Raw genomic sequence first — 24,390 nt, forward strand, 5'->3', positions numbered from 1 at the left:
GTCACGGACCGGCGGGATGACCGTGGTGTGGTCGTCGACCGGCGCAGAGGCCGGGACCGGGTGCGGGCGGGGCTGTGACTTGGGCCCGTAGCGCAGTGGGGTCGGGGGTCCCACGCGATTCGGACGCCGAGGTGCCTGCGGTCGTTCAGGGAGGCGAGGAGCGGGATCGTCGTCCCGGCTGTGACGCCCCATCGAGTACACCTTTCAACTCTATGTGCATGGTCGGCAAAACGCGTTCACCCTAACAGGGGTACAGCGTTAGGAAAATGTGATACGGCAAGGAAAAAAGTAAAACTTAAGGTCACCAGGCGCGTCATCCACTATTTACTTGCCGAGGTTAAGTAAATAGTTGCAGTGTGCTAACAGCCGGTCGCGCAGCGACGCGGCCCGGTTCGCGAAATCGGCCTGGCGGCGAACGTACTCGGCGCGTCCCGGCGGCGTTTCGATGCACACCGGCCGGTAGCCGAACGCGGAAAGGTCGTACGGGCTCGCGCACATGTCGAGCTCCCGGATCTCGACGGCGAGCGCGAAGCAGTCCGCGACCAGCTCCGCGGGGATGAACGGGTCGAGCTTGTAGGAAGCCTTGTACAGATCCATATTCGCGTGCAGACACCCGGGTTGCTCGTACTCCGGCTGGGTTTCGCGGGTCGGCTGCAGCGTGTTGCGCGGTCGGGCGGGCTCGGTGAAGAACCGGAACGCGTCGTAGTGGCCGCACCGGATGTCGAGCGACTCGACGACCGCGTCGGTGCCGGCGCCGCCCAGTCGCAGCGGCAACTGGTCGTGCCGCACCTCGCCGGCGCCCGCGCGGTACACCATGGCCCACTCGTGCAGCCCGAAGCAGTTCAGCCGTGGCGCGCGGCTAGCCGTTTTTTCCAGCAGGGTAAGGAAAACTCTGGCCGTCCGTGCCTTCTTCGCGGTGAACGTGGCCGGGTCCAGCATGACCCCGCCGCCCGCCTCGACGTAACCCGGACGCGCGAGGAAGCGGCGTGCCTCGTCACCACCGAGCACGACGCCCGGCCCCGCCTGCCAGCGTTCGAGCTGCGAGGGACGGAAAGTGTAGTACTGGAAAAGAAAATCCAGCACGGGATTCTTCTCGCCGCGCGAGCGCCGCTGGGCGTGCGGCAGGGTCCAGGCCCGCACCCGCCGCTCGTGCGCGCGTTCCCGCGCGACCCATTCTTTCTGCCCCAGCACGACTCCCATGATGACTCAAGCGGCGACGTGCGTGCCGTCGCGGACCCGGCCCACGTATTCCTCGACGAGATCCTCCAGCGCGACCACCCCGACCGCGCGACCGTGTTCGTCGAGCGCGCGAGCCAGATGGGTGCCGTCCTTGCGCATCGCCGACAACGCCTTGTCGACCCGCGCGCCCACCGGCAGATCGGTCAGGGCACGGATCTTGCTCGCCGGGATCGCAGTCCGCGGCAGATCGCCGATCTGATCCAGCACGTCCTTCACATGCAGGTAGCCGGTGAGGTTCCCGTCGGCCGAGCACAACGGGTACCGGGAGAACCCTGTCGCCGAGACCGCCTCCTCGACGTCGCCGACGGTCGGTTCGGGGGAGAGCACCGTCAGTTTGTCGAGTGGTACCAGCACATCCGCGACGCTCTTGGCGACCGAGGACAATGTCTGGCTCAGTCGCTCGTGCTCCGACTGCTCCAGGAGCCCCTCGCGGCGGGATTCGCTGAGCAGCTCGGCCAGTTCCGCCGACGTGTAGGCCGTCTCCAATTCGTCCTTCGGCTCGACCTTCACCACGCGCAGCAGCGAGTTGGCGAAGAAGTTGAGCAGCCAGATGAACGGGCGCGCGAGCTTGACCCACGCGACGTGCACCGGCACGAGCCAGAGCGCGAGCCGTTCCGGGTCGGCGATGGCGAGGTTCTTCGGCACCATCTCGCCGACCAGCACATGCATGATCGTGATGAACGCCAGCGCGATCGCGAACGAGATCGGGTGCAGCAGGACCTCGGGAATGTGCAGTACAGCGAAGAAACCGCCGAGCCGGTGCGCCACCGCGGGCTCGCCCAGCCGGCCCAGCAGCAGCGAGCAGATGGTGATCCCCAGCTGGGCCCCGGCCAGCATGAGCGACACCCGCCTGCTGGCGTTGATCACGATCCGCGCCCGCGTCTTTCCCTGTTCCAGCAACGCTTCCAGCCGGTCGCGGCGTGACGAGATCAGGGTGAACTCCGCGCCGACGAAGAACGCGTTGGCCAGCAGCAGGACCACCACGAGGACAATGGCGAGCCAGTCGTTCATCGCACGACCTCCGCCGGTGCGGGCTGCTCGAGCCGGCGCACGCTCAGTTCCGCGATGCGGTGCCGGTCCATCATCATGACGGTCAGCCGCCAGCCGTCGACCTCGGTGCCGTCACCGGGATCCGGGATCTTGCCGAGCCGTTCCAGCACCAGCCCCGCGATCGTCTCGTAGTCGCCCTCGGGCATGCGGAAGCCGGTCAGCTCACGCACCTCGTCGGGCCGCAGCTGCCCGGACACCACCCAGGTGTCGGTGTCCAGCCGCCGCGACGGGGGCGCCTCGCCCTCGTCGTGCTCGTCCCGGACGTCGCCGATGATCTCCTCGACAACGTCTTCCAGCGTCACCAGTCCCGCCGTGCCGCCGTATTCGTCGACGACCATCGCGACCTGGAACCGGGAGTCCCGCAACCGCGACAGCAACGCGTCACCGGGCAGCGACTCCGGCACCGTCGGCATCGGCCGCATCACCGATCCGAGCGGCACGTTCGCGCGTTCGGCCGCCGGCACCGCGAACGCCTGCTTGACGTGCACCGCGCCCTGCACGTCATCGAGATCCTCGCGGTAGACCGGGAAACGGGAGAAGCCGGTGCGGCGGGCGAGCGCGATGAGATCGGTGATCGTCTCGTCCACGGTCAGCGACTCGATCTGCACCCGCGGGGTCATGAGCTCGTCGGCCGTGCGACCGCCGAAGCGCAAGGACTTGTCCAGCAGTTCCGCGGTCGAGGTATCGAGTTTGCCGCTTTCGGCGCTGGTGCGCACGATCGACCCGAGCTCCTGCGGGGACCGCGCCGAGCGCAGCTCCTCCTGCGGTTCGACGCCGAACTTGCGCACCACCCAGTTCGCGCTGTTGTTCATCAGCGCGACGAGCCACCGGAACAGCGCCGAGAACCGCGAGTGGTAGCCCATGACCGCGCGCGCGGTCTGCAGCGGCCGCGCGACCGCGAGGTTCTTCGGCACCATTTCGCCCAGCAGCATCGACAGCGCGGTGGCCAGCAGCAGGGCGATGACCAGCGACGCGGCGTCCGCGACGGATTCGGACACCCCCATCGCCGTGAGCAGCGGGCGCACCAGGGTGCCGATCAGCGGCTCGGCGAGATACCCGGTGATCAGCGTCGTCAGGGTGATCGCGATCTGCGCGCCGGAGAGCTGGTAGGACAGCTGCGCGTGGGCCTTGCGAACGGTTTTGGACCGCCGGTCGCCGCGACGGCGTACATCGGCTTCGACGGTGCTGCGGTCCAGCGCGGTCAGCGAGAACTCAGCGGCGACGGCGAGCCCGGTGCCGACGGTGAGCAGCACGAACAACAGGACGCCGAGGACCGCGAGCAGGGCATTCATCACCGTGCCCCCGCCGGTCGCGAAACAGGATGATGGCTGGGTTCGCCGGGTTCGTCACCCGGCTCAGTACTGTCACCAGGTGACTGCGCGTCGCGCACGGGTAAAGGTCACTCCTCGGCAAAGAAGGCTGCGGTGGCGTCCATAGTACCGGCCCGAAGCGATGACCAGCGGTTGCCGTTTCGCGGCCCCCGCCGGAGCCAGGCTCAGCGTTCCAGCGAAGCCCGCACTCGGTGGCGCCGCACGCTTTCCTCGACCAGATCAAGCACCGGGCCGAGATCGTCGGCGGGCAGCCCCATCGCCAGGTGCGACACGAGCCCTTCGAGCACCAGTTCCAGGAATGACGTGAGCACATCCACGTCGACGTCGTCACGCAGATTCCCGGCCTCGCGCTGGCGCAGCAGGCGCTGACGGGTTGCGACGGTCAGCTGCTGCGAGCGCTCCGCCCAGCGGGCCCGGAACTCGGGATCGGTGCGCAGCCGCCGCGACACCTCCAGCCGGGTGCCCAGCCAGTCGGCGGGTTGCTCACTGCCGCCGGCCAGCAGTTCCCGCATCACCTGGACGAGACCCTGCGCCGCCACGACGTCGGCCATCCGCGCCGCGTCCTCCTCCGCGAGGGCGAGGAACAAAGACTCCTTGTCCCGGAAATGGTGGAAGATGGCGCCGCGGGACAGGCCCGTCGCTTCCTCCAGGCGGCGGACCGTGGCACCCTCGTATCCGTAGCGGGCGAAGCAGACGCGTGAGCCGTCGAGGATCTGGCGACGCCGCGCGTCCAGATGATCCTGACTGACTCGGGGCATTCCCCGATCTTGTCACCCCGAGTAGTCCTTACGCAATCCGTACGTACGTACTGCGTGCGCGGCTGGGCACTGAAATTGTCGTACCACGCATATAGCATCCGATGGCAAGTGTTCCCACCGAACGAAACAGGTGTGACATGACAGCGGTTCCCCAGGTCGCGGGTGGAACCGGGGGTGCGAACCGAGTGGCCGCCAAGGTCATCTCGGACCGTGCCGCCGGTGAAGCGTACGTGGCGTCGGTCTGCTTCAAACACGGTCCACCACGGTTGCTGGGCGTGGAGCTGGAATACACCGTGCACTACGCCGACGACCCACGAAGACCCCTGCGCGCCGAAGATCTGGCCCGTGCGCTCGGTCCGCACACCCCGCGCACCCTCGCCCCCGACAGTCCCGCACAACCTCTTCCCGCCGGTTCCCCGCTCACTCTCGAGCCTGGGGGCCAGGTGGAGATTTCCGCGCTGCCACAGGAATCCCTGGCCGCGCTCGAGCGTGCCGTATCCGCCGATCTGCCTTATCTGACCGAACTGCTTGCCCGGGCGGGGTTCGTTCTCGGCGAAACGGGCATTGATCCCCATCGCACGCCGGCCCGGTTGCTGAACACGGAGCGTTACGCCGCCATGGAGCGGCGCTTCGCGCGACTGCGTACCGGCGGGCTCACCATGATGTGCAGCACCGCCGGGTTGCAGATCTGTGTGGACAGCGGCGAAAGCGAGGACCTGCCCCGTAGATGGGCGGCGGTACACGCGCTCGGCCCGCCGTTGCTGGCCACGTTCGCCAACTCACGGCACCACGCGGGACGGGACACCGGCTTCGCGTCGGCACGCTGGCTCGCCGCGGCCGGCGCCGAGCACGCACGCACCTTCCCGTCGTTCCCGCTGGCCGACCCGCCCGCGGGCTGGGCCAGCCGGGTCATGGACACCCCGCTCATGGTGCTGCGCCGGGACGGTGAGCCGTGGGACGCGCCGGACGGGCTCACCTTCGCGGACTGGGTGGCGCGCCGGGGCGCCGCCGAGGCGCTGGTTCCGCCGACGGAGGCGGATCTGGACTATCACCTCACCACGCTGTTCACGCCGGTGCGGGCGCCCGGCTACCTCGAGGTGCGTTATCTCGACGCGCAGCCGAAGGCCCGGTGGCTGCATCCGGTGGCGCTGCTGACCGCGCTGCTGTCCAGTCCGTCCATTGTGGACGAAGTGCTGGCGGTGTGCGAGCCGGTGGCCGGCGCGTGGGACTGTGCCGCCCGTGCCGGGCTGGCCGACGAGCGGATCGCCGCGGTGGCAAGGAAAGTCGCGGATCTCGGCTGCGCGGCGCTGCCTGCCACGGGTCTGCCGGAGAACACGATCAACGAGATCGGTGACGGCGTGCAACGGCTGGTGCACGCCGGGAGGGAATGATCGACATGACGGAGTTTCTGACCGAAGCCCCGAGTATGTTCCGGGGGAAGACCGCCGACGAGCTGCGCGAGCACGCGGCGCAGGCGCTGACCGGCGCGCGGAGCCGCAGCACGGCGCTGACCGACGCGGTCGACGACGAGGACCTGGTGCGCCAGCACTCGAAGCTCATGTCGCCGCTGGTGTGGGATCTCGCCCATATCGGCAGCCAGGAGGAGCTGTGGCTGGTGCGCGACGTGGGTGGCCGCGAGCCGTTGCGGCCCGATATCGACGACTTGTACGACGCGTTCCAGCACCCGCGGGCGGACCGGCCGTCGCTGCCGTTGCTCGGCCCGGCCGAGGCCCGGCACTACGTCGGCGAGGTGCGGGCCAAGGCGTTCGACGTGCTGGAACGGGCGCCGATGGAAGGCCGCCGGCTGATCGAGTCGGCGTTCGCGTTCGGCATGATCACCCAGCACGAGCAGCAGCACGACGAGACGATGCTGGCCACCCACCAGCTACGCCAAGGCGAGCCGGTGCTGCACGCGCCGGCGGCGCCGGGTGCCCGCAGCGGACCGCTGCCGCCCGAGGTGCTCGTGCCGGGCGGGCCGTTTCTGATGGGCACCAGCGTCGAGCCGTGGGCGCTGGACAACGAACGCCCGGCACACGAGGTCGGCGTCGACGCGTTCTTCATCGACACCACCCCGGTGACCAATGGTGAGTACGTCGAATTCCTCGAATCCGGTGGCTACCGGCAGCGGCAGTGGTGGAGCGAGGCGGGCTGGGAGTACCGCTCGGCGCACGACATCACCGCACCCCGGTTCTGGCGGCGGGAGGCCGGCGGCTGGTGGCGCGCCCGGTTCGGGGTCGACGAGCCCGTGCCCGCCGAGCAGCCGGTGGTGCACGTGTCGTTCTACGAAGCCGAGGCGTACGCGGCCTGGGCCGGCAAGCGGCTGCCGACCGAGCGGGAATGGGAGAAGGCCGCCCGCTTCGACCCGGCGACGGGGCAGTCGCGGCGCTTCCCGTGGGGCAACGAGGCACCCACGCCGGAGCACGCGAACCTCGGGCAGCGGCACCTGAGCCCGGCCGCAGCGGGGGCGTACCCGGCCGGTGCGTCACCGCTGGGTGTGCACCAGCTGATCGGTGACGTGTGGGAGTGGACAAGCACGGACTTCCACGGGTACCCGGGCTTCGCCGCGTTCCCGTACCGCGAGTACTCCGAGGTGTTCTTCGGGCCGGACTACAAGATCCTGCGGGGTGGCTCGTTCGGCACCGACGCGGCCGCGATCCGTGGCACGTTCCGCAACTGGGACTACCCGATCCGGCGGCAGATCTTCGCCGGTTTCCGGTGCGCCAGGGACGCCGCCGGTGTGTAGGCATCTGGCGTACCTGGGGCCACCGGAGTCCCCGGCGGGGCTGGTGTTCGGCGCGCCGCATTCGCTGCGGCACCAGTCCTACGCGCCCGCGGACATGCGCGGCGGCGGCACGGTGAACGCCGACGGGTTCGGGATCGCCTGGTACACCGGCGAAACCCCGGTGCGGTACCGCCGCGCTAGTCCTATTTGGACGGACCACGACGCGCCCGTGCTCACCGAATCGGTGCGCACCGGGGCATTCGTCGCGGCCGTGCGCAACGGCACGCCGGGCATGCCGGTGTCGGAAGCGTCCGTCGCCCCGTTCGTCGACGGGCGATGGTCGTTCAGTCACAACGGGATGGTGACGGGCTGGCCCGGCTCGCTCGCCGCGCTCGCCGGCAAGCTGCCCGTCACCGACCTGCTGACCCTCGAAGCGCCCACGGACTCCGCCGTGCTGTGGGCGCTGCTGGCCGAACGGCTGCGCGCCGGGGAAGACCCGGTGCGGGCCACGGCCGAGCTGACTGCCAAGGTGGAAGCGGCCGCACCGGGTTCGCGGCTCAACTTCCTGCTGACCGACGGGACGATCCTGGTCGCCACGGCCTGGACCCATTCGCTGTCGGTCCGCGAAAGCGGCGGGGCCGTCGTGGTCGCGTCCGAACCGACCGGCACGGAGCCGGGCTGGGTGCCGGTGCCCGACGGTCATGCCGTCGTCGCCAGGGCCGGCTCCACCGAAATCATTCCTCTCGACGCTGATCGGAGTGCCCTCACATGACCGAGCCCGAGCTCGACGTGCACCGCGAACCCGCCGACACCGCCGCGGCCCTGCGCGAGGACGTCCGGTACGGCTTCTCGGCCGCACAGAAATGGTTGCCGGCCAAGTGGTTCTACGACGCTCGCGGCAGCGAGCTGTTCGAGCAGATCACCAAACTGCCCGAGTACTACCCGACCCGCGCGGAGCGGGAGATCCTGGCGCGGGAGGCGGACGAGATCGCCAGGGTGACCGGCGCACCGACGCTGGTCGAACTCGGTTCGGGCTCCAGCGAGAAGACGCGGCTGCTGCTCGACGGGCTGCGGTCGAGCGGCACGCTGAAAACCTTTGTGCCGCTGGACGTGTCGGCGTCGGCACTCGAGGAGGCCGTCACGGCGATCCGCGCCGACTATCCCGGGCTGGACGTCCGCGGGGTCGTCGGCGACTTCACCGAGCATCTCGGCCTGCTGCCTGGCGGGCCGCCGCGGCTGGTGGTGTTCCTCGGCGGCACGATCGGCAACTTCCTGCCCGCCGAGCGGAGCAAGTTCCTGCGTTCGGTCCGGGACGTGCTGACCGAGGGGGAGTGGTTGCTGCTCGGCACGGACCTGGTGAAGGACCCGGACACCCTGATGCGTGCCTACGACGACGCGGCGGGCGTGACGGCGCAGTTCGACCTGAACATGTTGCGGGTGGTCAACGAGCTGCTGGGGGCGGACTTCGACCTGAGCCGGTTCACGCACGAGTCGTACTGGGACGCCGACAACGAGTGGATCGAGATGCGGCTGCGGGCGCGCGAGGAGATGACCGTGCGCATTCCCGGCGCGGACCTGACGGTGCGTTTCGCCGACGGCGAGTACATCCGCACCGAGATCTCCGCGAAGTTCCGCGCCGCCGGGATCGCGGCCGAGCTGGCCGAGAGCGGGTTCGCCGTGCAGCGCTGGTGGACCGACGAACAGAACCGGTTCGGGGTGTCCCTGGCCAGGGCGACCGAGGACGAAGTGATCGAATAGGCAGGTGAAGCTCCGTAGCCGGCTGGCCCGCTGGCTGGCCTCCCAGCGGTGGGCCATGCGCGCGGCCAAGGTGGTGCCCGGGATCGACCATCGCCTGCACCGTCTCACGGGCGGGCGGGTGTCGTTGCTGGGCATCGCCGACGTGCCCTCGATCCGGCTGACCACCGTCGGCCGCCGCAGCGGGCTGCCGCGCGCGGTGAACCTGTTGTATTTCCCGCGCGGTGAGCAGTTCGTGCTGGTCGGGTCGAACTGGGGGCGTCCGCGTGATCCGGACTGGGCGCGCAACCTGCGCGCCCAGCCCGACGCCGTCGTCGAGGTGCGCCGCCGCGAGATACCGGTGCTGGCCACCGAAGTGACCGGGGAGCAGTACCAGCGGCTGTGGCGTGAGGTGCTGGACTTCTGGCCCGGTTTCGCAATGGAACGCGCCGAAGCGGGCCGGGAGCTGCCGTTGTTCGTCCTCACCCGGCGCTGATTTCCGTGGTGCCGCGTATATCCGGTTTCGACCCGGATGCGAGTACTGTGCCATTTGTTGCCAATCCGACGGCAGCCACGGCGGAAATGGGTTTCTACGAGCAGGCCGGCCGCGTACGGTGTCCGCCTACTTTAGGTCGGATCAGTAACTGCGCGTGAACACTCGCTGAAATTCTCCCGCGCTCCCGTCCGTGCGGCCCGGAATTCACTTCCGCCCCATACGCTTCGCCAGCAATCTTCATCCATTCGAGGCAGCTGAGGAGCACGGTGTCGCGCTGGGTTTGGGGCGTGGTGCTGGTCATCGTGGTGGCCGTCGGGGGCATCGCGATCTGGCGCACCACTTCGGCGGTGACCGGCGGCGATCCGGTGATCACGGTTTCCCGGTCCGCGTGCGGGCAGGGCTGGACCGAACCGAAACCGGGCCCGCAGACTTTTCAGGTCCGCAACACCGGTTCGGTCACCGCCGAGGCCGATCTCGTCGACCCGGCGACCGGCACGATCTTCGGGGAGGTCGAGGGCATCGGCCCCGGCACGACGCGCACGATGCAGGTCACCCTGGGCAACGGCACCTACGCTTTCCGGTGCACGCCCGAGGAAACCGACCCGATCACTGGCCCGAGCGTCACCGTCACCGGCGGCGCCGAACGGGCAGGACCCGCCGTCGTTCCGGTGTCCCGCAACGATCTCCTCGGTCCGCTGCGGGACTACAAGGCCTATGTCGGCGCCGGGCTCGACACCCTCGCCGCCGACACCGACGCGGTGCGGCGCGCCGTCCGTTCTGGTGACCGCGCCGCCGGTGAGACGGCGTGGCTCAAAGCCCATCTGTCCTACGAACGGCTCGGCGCCGCCTACGACGCCTTCGGTGACACCGACGGCGCGATCAACGGCACCGCGGACGGGTTGCCCGGCGGGACTGCCGATCCCGGTTTCACCGGCTTCCACCGCCTCGAGAACGGGTTGTGGCGAGGCGAAGACCTGGCCGCGCTGGGTCCCGTCGCCGATCGGCTCGACAGCGACGTCCATGGGCTGCGTGACGGGTTCGCGGAGTTGCAGATCGACCCGAACGACCTGGGCCTGCGCGCCCACGAGATCATGGAGAACACCCTGCAGTTCGAACTCACCGGGCACACCGACTACGGCAGCGGCACCACCCTCGCCACCGCGCTGGCCAACCTCGACGGGACGCGTGCCGTGCTGAACGTGTTGCGCCCCTTGCTGTCCACCCGGCTCTCACTGTCCGATGTGGACAATTGGCTGGACCGCGCGGAGCGAGCGATCCGCGCGGCGCAGCGGCCCGACGGCAGCTGGCCACCGGTCGCCGGGTCGCCCCTGCCGCAGCGCGAGAAGATCGACGGTGCCGTCAGCGGGCTGGTCGAACGGCTGGCCCCGATCGCCGCCATCGCCGAACCGAGGCGGGTGCCGTGACCGTTCCCCGCCGTTCGTTCCTGCGCGGCGCCGTGCTCGGTGCCGGGATGACCGCGGCCGGCACCGGCGCGGCGATCGCCGCGGACACCGAAACCCTGCCGTTCCATGGCACACACCAGTCCGGCATCCTGCGCGCCCCCGCGCCGGCGTCCATTGTGGCCTCGTTCGACGTGATCGCCGAAAACCGCGCCGAACTGACGGATCTGTTGCGCACCATCACCGACCGGGCGCGGTTCCTCACCACCGGCGGCGCGCCCGCCACGCTGGGAATCACCGCACCACCCGCCGACTCGGGCGTGCTCGGGCCCGAGGTGCCCGCCGGCGGGCTCACCATCACCGTCGGCGTCGGCGCATCGCTGTTCGACGACCGCTACGGCCTGGCCGACCGCAAACCCGTGAAGCTGACCGAGATGCGCACGTTCCCCAACGACGCGCTCGATCCCGCGCAATGCCACGGAGATCTGAGCCTGACCCTCGCCGCATCCGAAGTGGACACTGCGCTGCACGCGCTGCGCGACCTCGCCCGCGCGACGCGTGGTGGGATGCAACTTCGCTGGCGTATCAACGGGTTCAGCTCGCCGCCGCGGCCGGAAGGCACCCCGCGCAACCTGATGGGTTTCAAGGACGGCATCGCCAACCCGGCCGCCGGCGAGCTGGACCGGCTGGTGTGGGTCGCGGGCGGCGGTGAGCCCGCGTGGACGACCGGCGGCAGCTATCAGGTGATCCGGCTGATCCGGATGCTGGTCGAGTTCTGGGACCGGGTTTCGTTGTCGGAACAGGAAAACATGTTCGGCCGCCGCCGCGACAGCGGGGCGCCGCTCGACGGCACGCACGAGACCGACATCCCCCAGTACGCGCAGGACCCTGTCGGCACCGTCATCCCGCTCACCAGCCACATCCGGCTGGCCAACCCGCGGACGCCGGAGACCGACTCGAGCCGCATCCTGCGCCGCGCCTGCAACTACGACCGCGGCATCGACAGCAACGGGAACCTCGACATGGGCCTGGTCTTCACCTGCTACCAGCAGGACATCGCCCGCCAGTTCGAGACCGTCCAAACGCGACTGATCGACGAGCCCCTGGTGGACTACATCTCGCCGTTCGGCGGCGGGTACTTCTTCGCACTGCCCGGAGTGACCGGGCCCGACGACCACTTCGGCCGGGCGCTGATGGCCTGACCGGAGGGAAACCGCTCCCACCCACCTGCAGGAGGACATTGTGGACAGAGCTTTCGGCGGATGGCGCCGTAAGCGGGCGCTGCTCGGCGGCGGTGCGCTCGCCGTCGCGGCCGGCGTCGCCGTGGCCGTCACCACGGCCGTCGGCGGCGCGAGCGCCCAACCGCTGCAGCCGCAGCACGCGGAAGGGATCCACACGGCGACACCGATCAAGCACGTCGTGGTGATCTTCGGCGAGAACATCTCGTTCGACCACTACTTCGGCACCTACCCGGACGCGGCCAACACCGACGGCACGCCGTTCACCGCCGCGCGCGACACCCCGCACGCCGACGGCCTCACCCCGCACCTGCTCAAGAACAACCCCAACGCCTACAACCCGAAGCGGCTGTCGCCGGGCCAGGCGCTGACCTGCGACCAGAACCACAACTACGGCGCGGAGCAGAAGGCGTTCGACGGCGGCAAGATGGACAAGTTCGTCGAGCACACCGAGACCGACAAGTGCACCGGCCAGCCGATCCTGTTCGGTGAACCGGGCCTGGTCATGGACTACTACGACGGCAACACCGTCACCGGCATGTGGAACTACGCCCAGCACTACGCGCTGAGCGACAACTCGTTCAACACGGTGTTCGGCCCGTCCACCCCCGGCGCGATCAACCTGATTTCCGGGCAGACACACGGAATCCAGGCCGTGGACCCGGTGACGCACAAGCCGGTGAGCGACTCGTACGTGGTGGCCTCGCCGGACTCCAGCGGCGTCGGCACGGTCATCAACGACCCGGACCCGGCCTACGACGACTGCTCGGACAAGAACCACACCGCGACCGACAACCTCGGCGTGATGCAGGGCCAGAACGTCGGTGACCTGCTCAACGCCCGGCACGTCACGTGGGGCTGGTTCCAGGGCGGTTTCCGGCCGACCGGCACCGCGAACGGCTACGCCGTCTGCGGGCAGACCCACACCAACATCGGCGGCAACTCCGCGGTGGACTACAGCCCGCACCACGAACCGTTCCAGTACTACAAGTCGACGGCGAACGAAAAGCACCTGCCGCCGAGCTCGGTGGCCGCGATCGGGCAGACCGACCAGGCCAACCACCAGTACGACATCACCGACTTCGACGCCGCGCTGACGGCGGGCACGATGCCCGCGGTGAGCTTCCTCAAGGCGCCGGAGTACCAGGACGGGCACGCCGGTTACTCCGACCCGCTGGACGAGCAGCAGTTCGTGGTGAACGAGATCAACAAGATCCAGCACTCAAGGGACTGGGACTCCACCGCGATCGTGCTCGCCTACGACGACTCCGACGGCTGGTACGACCACGTCGCGTCGAAGATCGTCAACGGCTCGCACGACGCGTCGCAGGACTCGGCCATGTGCACCGGCAAGAAGACCGACGTCGGTGACTTCGCCGACCGCTGTGGCTACGGTCCGCGCCTGCCGCTGCTGGTGGTGTCCCCGTTCGCCAAGACGAACTTCATCGACCACACGCAGACCGACCAGACCTCGGTGCTGCAGCTGATCGAGGACAACTGGTTCACCGGCCGCATCGGTGGCGGGTCGTTCGACAGCCGCGCGGGCGGGCTGTGGAACATGCTCGACTTCCACGGGCGTCCCGCGCCCGCGGTCGAACTGGACCCGAAGACCGGTGCCGTGGTGCGCTGACCCTCTCCGGACCGCGAGTTGAGCTTTCGGTGCGGGTGAGTTGAGCTTTCCACGGCAGTGAGTTGCGCTTTCCGTGCGTTGCGATGCCGGTCGGCGGCACAGGCACGAGATGGCCGCGATCACTGTGGCGTACTGAAGGCGCAACTCGCACGCATTGAACGCGCAACTCGCGTGCTTGGAACGCGCAACTCGCGTGCGCCGAGAGCGCAACTCGCGTAAATGGAAAGCGCCGCGGACCCAAGCGGGCCCGCGGCGCTTTTCGCGGAGAAATCAGGCGCGCGTCATCTTGCGCAGCACGTACTGCAGGATGCCGCCGTTGCGGTAGTAGTCCGCCTCACCGGGGGTGTCGATGCGCACGACCGCGTCGAACTCGACCTTGGCTCCGTCGTCCTTGGTCGCGGTGACGTGCACCGTGCGCGGGGTCTCACCGTTGTTCAGCTTGGTGATACCCGCGATGTCGAACGTCTCCGTGCCGTCCAGACCCAGCGACGAGGCCGACTCGCCCTCCGGGAACTGCAGCGGGATGACGCCCATGCCGATCAGGTTCGACCGGTGGATACGCTCGAACGACTCGGCGATCACCGCGCGCACGCCCAGCAGGCGGGTGCCCTTGGCGGCCCAGTCCCGCGACGACCCCGAGCCGTACTCCTTGCCGCCCAGCACCACCAGCGGGATACCGGCGTCGGCGTAGTTCTGCGCCGCGTCGTAGATGAACGCCTGCGGGGCGTCGTCCCGGGTGAAGTCCCGGGTGTAGCCGCCCTGCACATCGTCCAGCAACTGGTTGCGCAACCGGATGTTGGCGAACGTGCCGCGGATCATCACCTCGTGGTTCCCGCGCCGGGAGCCGTAGGAGTTGAAGTCCTTGCGCGCGATGCCGTGTTCCTTGAGGTACCGGCCGGCGGGCGAGTCCTCCTTGATCGCGCCCGCGGGCGAGATGTGGTCGGTCGTCACCGAGTCGCCCAGCTTCGCCAGCACACGCGCGTCGGCGATGTCCTCGACCGGCGACGGCTCCGCGGCCATGCCCTCGAAGTACGGGGGCTTGCGCACGTAGGTGGACTCGGCGTCCCAGGCGAACGTCTTGCCCTCCGGCGTCGGCAGCGACTTCCAGCGCTCGCCACCGTCGAACACGTCCGCGTAGTCGTTGGCGAACATCTCCTGCGTGATCGCGTAGTCGATGGTCTGCTGGATCTCCTGCGCCGAGGGCCAGATGTCGCGCAGGAACACGTCGTTGCCGTCCTGGTCCTGCCCGAGTGGCTGCTCTTCGAAGTCGAAGTCCATCGTGCCGGCCAGCGCGTAGGCGATCACCAGCGGGGGCGAGGCCAGGTAGTTCATCTTCACATCGGGGTTGATCCGGCCCTCGAAGTTCCGGTTACCCGACAGCACGGACACCACGGTGAGGTCGTTTTCCTGCACCGCGGCGGAGATCTCCTCGGGCAGCGGGCCCGAGTTGCCGATGCACGTGGTGCAGCCGTAACCGACGAGGTGGTAGCCCAGCTTCTCCAGGTACGGCCAGAGCCCGGCCTTCTCGTAGTAGTCGGTGACGACCTGCGAGCCCGGCGCCATCGACGTCTTCACCCACGGCTTGACCGACAGACCCTTGTCCACTGCGTTGCGGGCGAGCAGCGCCGCGCCCAGCATGACCGACGGGTTCGAAGTGTTGGTGCACGAGGTGATCGAGGCGATCACCACGGCACCGTGGTCGAGCACGAACTCGCCGCGCTCCGCGGACTTCACCGTGACCGGCTTGGTCGGGCGGCCCGACGAGCCGTTGGCCGCGCTGGGAACGGCAGCAGTGTCTTCCTCGTCGGCGAAGGACAGCGTCGCCGGGTCACTGGCCGGGAAGGTCTCCTCGACGGCCTCGTCGACGTTGGTGTGCGGGGTGCGCTGGTCGTCCTCGGCGTAGTCGTGCACCGACTTGCGGAACGAGGACTTCGCGTCGGACAGCTCGATGCGGTCCTGCGGGCGCTTCGGGCCGGCGATCGACGGAACCACAGTGGACAGATCCAGCTCGAGGTACTCGGAGTAGGTGGCCTCGTGCGCCGGGTTGTGCCACAGGCCCTGTTCCTTGGCGTAGGCCTCGACGAGCGCGAGCTGCTCGGGGGAGCGGCCGGTCAGCTTCAGGTACCGCAGGGTCTCTTCGTCGATGGGGAAGATCGCCGCGGTGGAGCCGAATTCGGGGCTCATGTTGCCGATGGTGGCGCGGTTGGCCAGCGGCACCGCGCCGACGCTCTCGCCGTAGAACTCGACGAACTTGCCGACCACGCCGTGCCGGCGCAGCATCTCGGTGATCGTCAGCACCACGTCGGTCGCGGTCACGCCGGCCGGGATCTCCCCGGTCAGCTTGAAGCCGACGACGCGCGGGATGAGCATCGAGACCGGCTGGCCGAGCATCGCGGCCTCGGCCTCGATCCCGCCGACGCCCCAGCCGAGCACCCCGAGCCCGTTGACCATCGTGGTGTGCGAGTCGGTGCCGACGACGGTGTCCGGGTAGGCCTGGCCGTTGCGGGCCATGATCGTGCGCGCCAGGTACTCGATGTTGACCTGGTGCACGATGCCCGTGCCCGGCGGGACGACCTTGAACTCCTCGAACGCGTTCTGGCCCCAGCGCAGGAACTGGTAGCGCTCCCGGTTGCGCTCGTACTCGATCTCGACGTTGCGCTCGAACGCGTCGGCCCGGCCGAATACGTCGATGATCACGGAGTGGTCGATGACGAGTTCGGCCGGGGCGAGCGGGTTGACCTTGTCGGGGTCACCGCCGAGTTCGGTGACGGCCTCGCGCATCGTGGCGAGGTCCACCACGCACGGCACACCGGTGAAGTCCTGCATCACCACCCTGGCCGGGGTGAACTGGATTTCGATCGACGGGTCGGCGGTGGCGTCCCAGTTGCCGAGCGCGCGGATGTGCTCGGCGGTGATGTTCGCGCCGTCCTCGGTGCGCAGCAGGTTCTCGAGCAGGATTTTCAGGCTGTAGGGCAGTCGCTGCGAACCCTCGACCTTGTTCAGGCGGAACACCTCGTAGGAGGCGTCACCGACCTTCAAGGTGTCGCGGGCGCCGAAGCTGTCCTTGCTGGCAGGTGCGGTCACGTCTGTCTCCAGGGCTCAGACGCCGCCGCGCGGTGTGGTGCCTTCGGCGGCGTCCCGGTCGTCAGTTCGGGTCTCCCAGGCGAGTCTGGCGCACCCGTACGGCGTCCGCAGACGCGGGGGGACGGCGCAGGCTCCCTGCAGGTCAAACAGTACGCTTGTCCTTTTTTGCTGGCAAGCGTGACCCACGTGACCAGCTTCAGGCTCCCGCGAGTTGAGCGTTGGGAGCGCGCGAGTTGAGCGTTGCGTGCGGCGGGAACGCGCAACTCGCGCGGCGGGAACGCGCAACTCGCGCGGCGGGAACGCGCAACTCGCGCGGCGGGAAAGGTCAACTCGCGCGGCCCTAGTCGGCGAATTTCAGCAGAGTGGTGATGTCACCGGGCTGCAGCGACCGGAGCACGGTCATGCCCTGTTCGGTCAGGGTGCGGATGGGGCTGACGTAGTGCTTCTGGCCGGACTCGATGGTGACCACGCCGAGGCCCTGCGCGAGCAGCCCGTTCACCAGGTGCCGCAGCACCTCGCGGACCTCCGAGGGCAGCGAACCGGCCGCGTCGTCGAGCTGCTCGGTGAGGTCGTTCGCGCACATCCGCTGTGTCTCGTCCATGTAGGTGACCTCGTAGCAATCGCCCGACTTCTTCGCGCCGAGGCGCTCGCCTTTTTCGTTGCGCAGCTGCACGTTGGTGACCGTCACCCGCGTCCCGCCGGTGACCGCCGATGTCTCCGCGGCGAAGTCGGTGATCTGGACCTCCCCGGGTTCCGGTTTTCCTTGTGCCGCTTGAAGAATGGCCGGCCCCGCGTCGTGCAGGACGGACATTTCGGTGGGCGGGAGCAGTTCGATCACGCGCCGGGTGTCCTCATCCAGCGCCGCCTGCAGCACCTGCTTGACCGCCTCCTGCGGCGAGGACGCGCCGACATCCGGTATCGAGGTCGACGGCCACGGCTTCCCGGCGTCCTTGAGCGCGTAGTCGGCGATCGTGTACATCAGACTCGGGTACCACCGGTCTTCGACCTCGACGGTGGCGATACGGACCGGCTCACCGGTCTTCCGGACCTCGTCGGCGATGTTGATCGTCTCGGTCTCGGTGCCCTGCGGGCGGGCGCTACCGGGCAGCGCCTCGTCGAGGAACTGCTTGGCCAGCGGCAGCTTGCCGAAGTCGCTGGTCACGGTGAGCGTGCCGCCGGTGAGCTTGGTGATCGTGAGGTGGTCGTTGACGCGCTCCGCGCCGGCCTCGTCGAACGTCAGATTCTGGCTGCTGACCTTGATGCCGCTCACCGCGTTCGGGTCCGCGCTCTGGTCGAGCACCTGCAACCGCTTGAGCTCGCTCGTCGCGTCCCGCAACGGGTCGGTGAACAGCGTGGCCTCCCACGGAACGAGGCTGTCCAGCACCCCGACGAGGTCACTGTTGCCGACGGAACTGGCCAGCTTCAGCGCGGCTTCGGTGGGCGTCTTCGCGCCGTCATCCTGACGCGCGACCAGGTACCAGGTCCCGCCGCCGCCGAGGGCGGCGACCAGCACGATCACCAGGCCGATGAGCAGCCCGCGGCGGCGCTTACGCGGTGGCTGCGGCATCCCGTAACCCGGGGGATAGGGCGGCTGCGGCGGATAAGGCGGCTGCTGCGGCGGATAGGGCTGCCAGCCGGGACCGGGCGCGGTCATCGGTTTTCCCCAGTTCTCATGGTCGGGCGGCTGCGCACGGCGAACGTGCCGAGCGCACCGGCCAGCGCGACGATCGCGCCGGACAAGGTCGTGACGGGACCGGTCGTGGTGATCCCCGTGGTCCCGCCGCCACTTCGGACGGTGGCCAGTAGGGCAACGGTTCCCACGGATATCGCGAGCAGCGTGGTGAGCGCCGCGGCGGTGCGCGCGAAGCCGAGCGCGAACAAGCCAAGGCACACCGCGCTCGCCAGCGGGATCGCGACCCAGATCCGCAGCGCCCCGTCGGCGATGGTGTTGCCGAGGAGGCCGAACCGCCCGGCCAGAGCGGCGGCTTGGTAGCTGTGCCGCTCGACGGTGCCGGAGTGGAACCACGGCAGGAAGGTGCCCAGCACCGTGATGGCCACCCCTGTCGCCGCGGCCCACGGCGGTATCCGGCGAAAACCGGTCATGGTCAGGCTCCTTTCGCATTTCCGGACCTGAGACGCCGGATGCGGTGAAAAGGGTCCCCCGTACGGGGAGATGTTGCGCGAGAGGGTGAAGTTCCTGGTGATACGTGTGATACGCCTGTGGCTCGAGTGTGGGGAGTTGTGTCCCGAGCCGGAGGGGGAACGCGTGCCGAACACGACGCGTCAGCGCTGGTCCAGCAGGGCGGCCGCCGGTGTCCTGGCCTTGGTCGCGGCCTTCGGCGTCGCCGGCACGGCGGCCGCGGTACCGCCCCCGCCGCCCAACCCCAGTGACAACGAGATCAACTCCAGCCGGGCGCAGGCCGACGCGAAAGCAGGCGAGGTCGGGCAGCTGACCAACCAGCTCGCCGAGGCCGAGTCCCGCCTCGCCGACTTGCAGGACCAGGTCGAGTTGAAGATGGAGCGGGCCAACAAGGCGCTGGTGGACCAGCAGGCCGCCGAGGACGCGGCCACCCAGGCACAGGCCGATGCCGCGGCCGCGCGCCGCGAGTCCGACGCCGCCGCCCAGCAGATCGAGGTCGCACGCCGGCAGCTCGACGGGTTCATCGCGGGCAGCTACCAGCAGGGCAGCACGATGGGCTCGATCTCGGCCTACCTCGGCTCGAACAGCCCGAAGGACCTGCTGGCCCGCGCGCAGCTGCTGTCCTCGGTCAGTGGGAGCCAGCTCAACGGGCTCGAGCTGATGGAGCAGGCGCAGACGGACAAGTCCAACAAGGACGCCGCCGCCCGCGCCGCCCTCGAGATCGCCCAGCAGAAGCAGGCCGCCGCCGAGGCCGCCAAGCACACCGCCGACGCCGCGCAGGCCGCCGCGGTGCAGGCCCAGCAGGGGCAGGCCGCACAGGCAGCGGCACTGGAGGCGAACAAGAACTCCGTCGAGCAGGAGCTTTACACCGCGCAGCAGCGCGTCGCGGGTCTGCAGGGGCAGCGCCAGCGGTACCAGGACTGGCTCGCGCAGAAACAGCGTGAGGACGAGGAGCGAGCACGCCAGGCCGCGCTCGCCGCGAGCAAGGGCAGTGCCGGCGGCGGAGGTGGCGGGGTCGTCCGGCCGGTCACCGGCGTTTCGGGATCGATCGTGGAGCGGGCCATCGCGCGGGCGATGGCGCAGCTGGGCATGCCGTACGCGTGGGGCGGAGGCAACGCCAGCGGCCCGACGCTCGGGATCCGGGACGGCGGGGTCGCCGACGCCTACGGGGACTACCGCAAGATCGGGTTCGACTGCTCGGGGCTGATGATCTACGCCTATGGCGGCGCTGTCTCGCTGCCGCATTACAGCGGCTACCAGTACACGGCCGGACGCCAGGTCCCGCTGTCCCAGATGCGCCGAGGTGATCTGCTCTTCTGGGGGCGCTGGGACATCCACCACGTGGCCCTGTACCTGGGCAACGGGATGATGATCGAGGCGCCGCAGTCCGGCATGGTGGTGCGGGTGACCCCGGTGCGCTACGGCGACATCCTGCCGTATGCGGTCCGCCTCGCCGGATAGCCTGGACCGATGAGTTTCGCGGGCATCGTGCTCGCCGGAGGTGCCGCACGCCGACTGTCCGGTGTGGACAAACCGATGCTCGAGTTCGGCGGGAAACCGTTGCTGCGCCACGCGATCGACGCGCTCGCGGGCGCGGACCCGATCGTGGTCGCGGGGCCGAGGCGGCCCGGGGTGGATGGCGTGCGCTGGGTGCGGGAGGACCCGCCCGGCTCCGGACCGGTGGCCGCGCTGGCGGCGGGGCTCGCGGTCGTGCCCGATCACGGGCCGGTGGCGGTGCTCGCCGGTGACCTCGTCGCGATCCGCCGGTCCACAGTGGACAGACTGAGGGCGGCGCTGGGGAACGCCGGCGGCGCGGTCCTCGTCGACGCCGGTGGCCGCAGGCAGTGGCTCATCGGGGTGTGGCGGACGGCGGAACTGCGTGCGGTGCTACCCGCCGAGGCGTCGGATGTCCCGCTGTGGAAGGTGTTCGGCGCGCTCGACCCGGTGGAGGTGCCGGAGCTGCCGGGGGAGAGCGCGGACATCGACACACCCGAAGATCGACTACGGCATTCGTGAAGCTCACAGCCCTCATACCGGCCGTGGAGTTGACTCGCGCTACGGTCGCACACGGAAAGCGAACGTGATCGAGGAGGCAACCGTGACCGAGCCCGGCTACGCCGAACCCGCGGCCGGTGGGCAGGCCACGACCCCGGCCCGGGACGGCCAGTTGCTCGAACGCACCGTGTTCGAGGTCAAGCGGGTGATCGTCGGGCAGGACAGGCTGGTCGAGCGGCTGCTGGTGGGGTTGCTGGCCAAGGGGCACCTGCTGCTGGAAGGCGTCCCCGGCGTCGCCAAGACCCTTGCCGTGGAGACGGTTGCGCGCGTGGTCGGCGGCACGTTCTCGCGCGTGCAGTTCACGCCCGACCTCGTCCCGGCCGACATTCTCGGCACCCGGATCTACCGGCAGGGCAGCGAGCGGTTCGACGTCGAGCTCGGTCCCGTGGTGGCGAACTTCGTGCTGGCCGACGAGATCAACCGGGCGCCGGCGAAGGTGCAGTCGGCGATGCTGGAGGTGATGGCCGAGCGGCACGTGTCGATCGGCGGCAAGACCTTCCCGATGCCGGACCCGTTCCTGGTGCTGGCCACCCAGAACCCGATCGAGAACGAGGGCGTGTACCCGCTGCCGGAGGCGCAGCGTGACCGGTTCCTGTTCAAGATCGTCGTCGACTACCCGACAGCCGAAGAGGAACGGGAGATCATCTACCGGATGGGCGTCACCCCGCCCGAACCGAACGAGGTGCTCAGCCCCGCCGAGCTGGTCCGGTTGCAGGGCGTGGCGTCGAAGGTGTTCGTGCACCACGCGCTGGTCGACTACGTGGTGCGGCTCGTGCTCACCACCCGCACGCCCGCCGACCACGGCCTGACCGATGTCGCGGGCTGGGTGTCCTATGGTGCGTCGCCGCGGGCGAGCCTCGGGATCATCGCCGCCGCGCGGGCGCTCGCGCTGGTCCGCGGCCGGGACTACGTGCTGCCGCAGGATGTCGTCGACGTCGTGCCGGATGTGCTGCGGCACCGGCTGGTGCTGTCCTACGACGCGCTTGCCGACGGGGTACCGCTGGACCACATCGTCAACCGTGTCCTGCAGACCGTGCCGCTGCCGCAGGTCTCGGCCCGCCCCCAGGCCGGCCCCGGTGAACCGGCCCCCATGGGCGCCGCGGGCTACTAGTGGCGGACCAGGAGAACAGGCCTGCGTGGGCGCCGCCGGTTCTGCGGGGTGACCGGCTCGAAGCGGGGCTGCGGATGCTGGAGCTGGAGGTTCGGCGCCGGCTCGACGGGCTGTTGCAGGGCAACCATCTCGGGCTGGTGCCCGGCCCCGGGTCCGAGCCGGGGGAGGCGCGGCCGTACCAGCCGGGGGACGACGTCCGCCGGATGGACTGGGCCGTCACCGCGCGCACCACGGTGCCGCACATCCGGGAAACGATCGCCGACCGCGAACTCGAGACGTGGGTGGCCGCGGACCTGTCGGCAAGCCTCGACTTCGGGACCGCGCTGTGCGAGAAGCGGGACCTGGCGCTGTGCGCCGTCGCCGCGATCGCGTATCTGACCGGGGGTGGCGGAAACCGGCTCGGCGCGGTGTTGTCCAACGGCGCGGAGACGGTCCGGGTACCGGCTCGCGGCGGCCGGGCGCACGCCCGCGGCCTGCTGCGCACGTTCGCCCAGTTGCCGCGGGCGGCGGAAGGCACCCGTGGTGATCTCGGGGCGCTCATCGAGCAGTTGCGCCGCCCGCCGCGGCGGCGCGGGCTGGCCGTCGTGGTGTCGGATTTCCTGGGCGGGCTGGACTGGCAGCGTCCGCTGCGGGGGTTGTCGGGGCGCCATGAGCTGATCGCGGTCGAGGTGATCGACCCGCGGGACGTGGATCTGCCGGAGGTGGGCACGATCGTGCTGGCCGACCCGGAGACGGGGCGGCAACGGGAGGTGCGCGCGACGGCGTTGCTGCGGCGTGAGTTCGCCGCGGCTGCACAAGCGCACCGGGACCAGGTGGCGCGGGCACTGCGGCAGGCCGGTGCCGCGCATCTGGTGCTGCGCACCGATTCCGACTGGATCGCCGACACCGTCCGGTTCGTGGTGGCCCGCAAGCGACGGTGGTCGGGGGGCGCCGCGTGAGCATCGGCGGGTTCAGTGCGCCGTGGTGGTTCCTGCTGCTGATCGTGGTCGCCGCGGTCGTGGTGGGTTATGTACTGGCGCTGCGCGCGCGGCGCCGGCGCATGATGCGGTTTTCCAACCTGGAATTGCTGGACCGGGTCGCGCCCCGGTCGCAGGGCTGGCCGCGGCATGTGCCAGCGGTACTGCTGATCGTGTCAATGCTGCTGTTGACGGTCGCGCTGGCCGGCCCGACCGCCGAGCAGAAGGTGCCGCGGAACCGGGCGACCGTGATGCTGGTGATCGACGTTTCGTTGTCGATGGAGGCGACCGACGTCAAGCCGACGCGCATCCAGGCGGCGCAGGACGCGGCGACACAGTTCGCAAAGGGGCTGACGCCGGGCATCAACCTGGGGCTGGTGTCGTTCGCGGGCACCGCGACGGTGCTGGTGGCGCCGACCACGGAGCGGCGAAGTGTGGTCAACGCGATCGCGAACCTGAAACTGGCGCAGTCCACGGCGACCGGTGAGGGGATTTACGCCGCGCTGCAAGCGGTTTCGGGTTTCTCGGCCGTCGTCGGCGGCGCGGATGGGCCGCCGCCCGCACGCGTGGTGCTGATGAGCGACGGGAAGCAGACGGTGCCCGAGGACCTCTACGCCCCGCGCGGTGCGTTCACCGCGGCGGAGGAGGCGAAGAAGGAACAGGTCCCGATCTCGGCGATTTCGTTCGGTACCAACCACGGCACGGTCACCATCGACGGCCGCGAGGTTCCGGTGGACGTGGATGACGGGTCGCTGCAGGAGGTCGCCCGCCTGTCCGGCGGGGAGTTCTACCAGGCGGGTTCGGCCGAACAACTCAAGGCGGTCTATGCGGACCTCGGTGAGCAGATCGGTTACGAGACAAAGGAAGCGGACGCGAGCAGACCGTGGGTGGTGCTGGGCACCCTGGCGCTGATCGCGGGGGCGGGCAGCGCGCTGTTCCTCGGGCAGCGGTTACCTTAAGCTCCGAACCGGAAATCGTGCTGGCGCCAGGCTTCGTAGATCGCGATCGATGCCGTGTTGGCCAAGTTCAGCGAGCGGGACCCGGGCCGCATGGGCAGCCGCACCCGGTCGGTGATCTCCGGCGCCGCGAGCACGTCGTCCGGTAGGCCGGCCGACTCGGGCCCGAACATCAGCACGTCGCCCGCCTGGTACGCGACATCGGTGTACCGATGCTCGGCGCGGGCGGTGAATGCATACACGTTGGCGGGCAACAATGCGGCCCATGCGGCGCCGAGATCCGGATGCACCCGGACATGGGCAAGATCGTGGTAGTCCAGCCCGGCGCGCTTGAGTTGCTTGTCCTCGAAGGCGAACCCGAGCGGCTCGACGAGATGCAACTCGACCCCGGTATTCGCCGACAGCCGGATGGCATTGCCGGTATTGGGCGGAATCTCGGGCCGGTAGAAGAGGATGCGGAACACCCTGAGGATCATTGTCCCTCCGCGCG

Annotated in this window: 21 protein-coding genes; 13 read left to right on the forward strand and 8 right to left on the reverse strand. The window is 69.5% G+C overall.

The window, feature by feature from the left end:
- Positions 1-324: 324 nt before the first annotated feature.
- The 4 genes from GKO32_RS22800 to GKO32_RS22815 form a co-directional block, all read right to left on the reverse strand.
- Complete coding sequence (locus GKO32_RS22800; protein WP_154758929.1) at positions 325-1,200, reverse strand: 3-methyladenine DNA glycosylase; 876 nt, start codon at positions 1,198-1,200, stop codon at positions 325-327.
- A gap of 6 nt (positions 1,201-1,206) precedes the next feature.
- The gene (locus GKO32_RS22805) at positions 1,207-2,250 is read right to left on the reverse strand and encodes a hemolysin family protein (RefSeq protein ID WP_154758930.1); all 1,044 of its coding nucleotides are present in this window, start codon (positions 2,248-2,250) and stop codon (positions 1,207-1,209) included.
- A complete protein-coding gene (locus tag GKO32_RS22810) occupies positions 2,247-3,581 on the reverse strand; it encodes a hemolysin family protein (protein WP_154758931.1) in 1,335 nt (444 codons plus the stop codon). The genes GKO32_RS22805 and GKO32_RS22810 overlap by 4 nt, the downstream gene beginning before the upstream one ends.
- A 203-nt stretch (positions 3,582-3,784) precedes the next feature.
- Positions 3,785-4,378 (reverse strand): TetR/AcrR family transcriptional regulator, encoded by a 594-nt coding sequence (locus tag GKO32_RS22815; RefSeq protein ID WP_154758932.1) that lies wholly within the window; start codon positions 4,376-4,378, stop codon positions 3,785-3,787.
- Between the two features lie 137 nt (positions 4,379-4,515).
- Between GKO32_RS22815 and GKO32_RS22820 the strand changes: the two genes are divergently transcribed.
- The 8 genes from GKO32_RS22820 (at position 4,516) to GKO32_RS22855 (ending at position 13,598) form a co-directional block, all read left to right on the forward strand.
- On the forward strand, positions 4,516-5,769 hold the full coding sequence (locus tag GKO32_RS22820; protein ID WP_154758933.1) for a glutamate-cysteine ligase family protein: 1,254 nt from the start codon (positions 4,516-4,518) through the stop codon (positions 5,767-5,769).
- Positions 5,770-5,774: 5 nt separating this feature from the next.
- Positions 5,775-7,121, forward strand: coding sequence for an ergothioneine biosynthesis protein EgtB (gene egtB / locus GKO32_RS22825; protein ID WP_208024516.1), 1,347 nt, complete (start codon positions 5,775-5,777; stop codon positions 7,119-7,121).
- Positions 7,114-7,872 (forward strand): ergothioneine biosynthesis protein EgtC, encoded by a 759-nt coding sequence (egtC, locus tag GKO32_RS22830; protein ID WP_312868368.1) that lies wholly within the window; start codon positions 7,114-7,116, stop codon positions 7,870-7,872. The genes egtB and egtC overlap by 8 nt, the downstream gene beginning before the upstream one ends.
- Positions 7,869-8,858 carry an L-histidine N(alpha)-methyltransferase gene (gene egtD / locus GKO32_RS22835; protein ID WP_154758934.1) on the forward strand — a complete coding sequence of 330 codons (990 nt, stop codon included), beginning with the start codon at positions 7,869-7,871 and terminating at the stop codon, positions 8,856-8,858. The genes egtC and egtD overlap by 4 nt, the downstream gene beginning before the upstream one ends.
- Before the next feature lie 55 nt (positions 8,859-8,913).
- The gene (locus GKO32_RS22840; protein ID WP_154758973.1) at positions 8,914-9,330 is read left to right on the forward strand and encodes a nitroreductase family deazaflavin-dependent oxidoreductase; all 417 of its coding nucleotides are present in this window, start codon (positions 8,914-8,916) and stop codon (positions 9,328-9,330) included.
- A gap of 266 nt (positions 9,331-9,596) precedes the next feature.
- The gene (locus GKO32_RS22845) at positions 9,597-10,754 is read left to right on the forward strand and encodes an EfeM/EfeO family lipoprotein (RefSeq protein ID WP_312868370.1); all 1,158 of its coding nucleotides are present in this window, start codon (positions 9,597-9,599) and stop codon (positions 10,752-10,754) included.
- Between the two features lie 47 nt (positions 10,755-10,801).
- Complete coding sequence (locus GKO32_RS22850) at positions 10,802-11,932, forward strand: Dyp-type peroxidase (protein ID WP_154758974.1); 1,131 nt, start codon at positions 10,802-10,804, stop codon at positions 11,930-11,932.
- 40 nt (positions 11,933-11,972) lie between these two features.
- A complete protein-coding gene (locus GKO32_RS22855) occupies positions 11,973-13,598 on the forward strand; it encodes a phospholipase C (RefSeq protein WP_312868371.1) in 1,626 nt (541 codons plus the stop codon).
- A gap of 270 nt (positions 13,599-13,868) precedes the next feature.
- On the opposite strand, the gene GKO32_RS22860 is transcribed toward GKO32_RS22855, so the two are convergent.
- The 3 genes from GKO32_RS22860 to GKO32_RS22870 form a co-directional block, all read right to left on the reverse strand.
- Complete coding sequence (locus GKO32_RS22860; protein ID WP_312868372.1) at positions 13,869-16,682, reverse strand: aconitate hydratase; 2,814 nt, start codon at positions 16,680-16,682, stop codon at positions 13,869-13,871.
- Positions 16,683-17,022: 340 nt separating this feature from the next.
- Positions 17,023-18,336, reverse strand: coding sequence for a flagellar basal body-associated FliL family protein (locus tag GKO32_RS22865; RefSeq protein WP_154758937.1), 1,314 nt, complete (start codon positions 18,334-18,336; stop codon positions 17,023-17,025).
- Positions 18,333-18,785 (reverse strand): hypothetical protein, encoded by a 453-nt coding sequence (locus tag GKO32_RS22870; protein WP_154758938.1) that lies wholly within the window; start codon positions 18,783-18,785, stop codon positions 18,333-18,335. The genes GKO32_RS22865 and GKO32_RS22870 overlap by 4 nt, the downstream gene beginning before the upstream one ends.
- Positions 18,786-18,948: 163 nt before the next feature.
- On the opposite strand from GKO32_RS22870, the gene GKO32_RS22875 reads away from it, so the two are divergent.
- The 5 genes from GKO32_RS22875 to GKO32_RS22895 all read left to right on the forward strand — a co-directional run bounded on the left by GKO32_RS22875 (position 18,949) and on the right by GKO32_RS22895 (position 23,903).
- The gene (locus GKO32_RS22875) at positions 18,949-20,283 is read left to right on the forward strand and encodes a C40 family peptidase (protein WP_376765990.1); all 1,335 of its coding nucleotides are present in this window, start codon (positions 18,949-18,951) and stop codon (positions 20,281-20,283) included.
- A gap of 9 nt (positions 20,284-20,292) precedes the next feature.
- On the forward strand, positions 20,293-20,838 hold the full coding sequence (mobA, locus tag GKO32_RS22880; protein WP_154758940.1) for a molybdenum cofactor guanylyltransferase: 546 nt from the start codon (positions 20,293-20,295) through the stop codon (positions 20,836-20,838).
- An 82-nt stretch (positions 20,839-20,920) separates the two neighbouring features.
- Positions 20,921-21,988 carry an AAA family ATPase gene (locus GKO32_RS22885; RefSeq protein ID WP_312868373.1) on the forward strand — a complete coding sequence of 356 codons (1,068 nt, stop codon included), beginning with the start codon at positions 20,921-20,923 and terminating at the stop codon, positions 21,986-21,988.
- Positions 21,988-22,926 carry a DUF58 domain-containing protein gene (locus GKO32_RS22890; RefSeq protein WP_312868374.1) on the forward strand — a complete coding sequence of 313 codons (939 nt, stop codon included), beginning with the start codon at positions 21,988-21,990 and terminating at the stop codon, positions 22,924-22,926. The genes GKO32_RS22885 and GKO32_RS22890 overlap by 1 nt, the downstream gene beginning before the upstream one ends.
- A complete protein-coding gene (locus GKO32_RS22895; protein WP_312868375.1) occupies positions 22,923-23,903 on the forward strand; it encodes a VWA domain-containing protein in 981 nt (326 codons plus the stop codon). The genes GKO32_RS22890 and GKO32_RS22895 overlap by 4 nt, the downstream gene beginning before the upstream one ends.
- On the opposite strand, the gene GKO32_RS22900 is transcribed toward GKO32_RS22895, so the two are convergent.
- Positions 23,900-24,364, reverse strand: a complete 465-nt coding sequence (locus tag GKO32_RS22900; RefSeq protein WP_312868403.1) for a tRNA (cytidine(34)-2'-O)-methyltransferase — start codon at positions 24,362-24,364, stop codon at positions 23,900-23,902. The genes GKO32_RS22895 and GKO32_RS22900 overlap by 4 nt on opposite strands.
- Between the last annotated feature and the right edge of the window lie 26 nt (positions 24,365-24,390).

The organism is Amycolatopsis pithecellobii, from assembly GCF_009707865.1.
Lineage (GTDB): Bacteria > Actinomycetota > Actinomycetes > Mycobacteriales > Pseudonocardiaceae > Amycolatopsis_E > Amycolatopsis_E pithecellobii.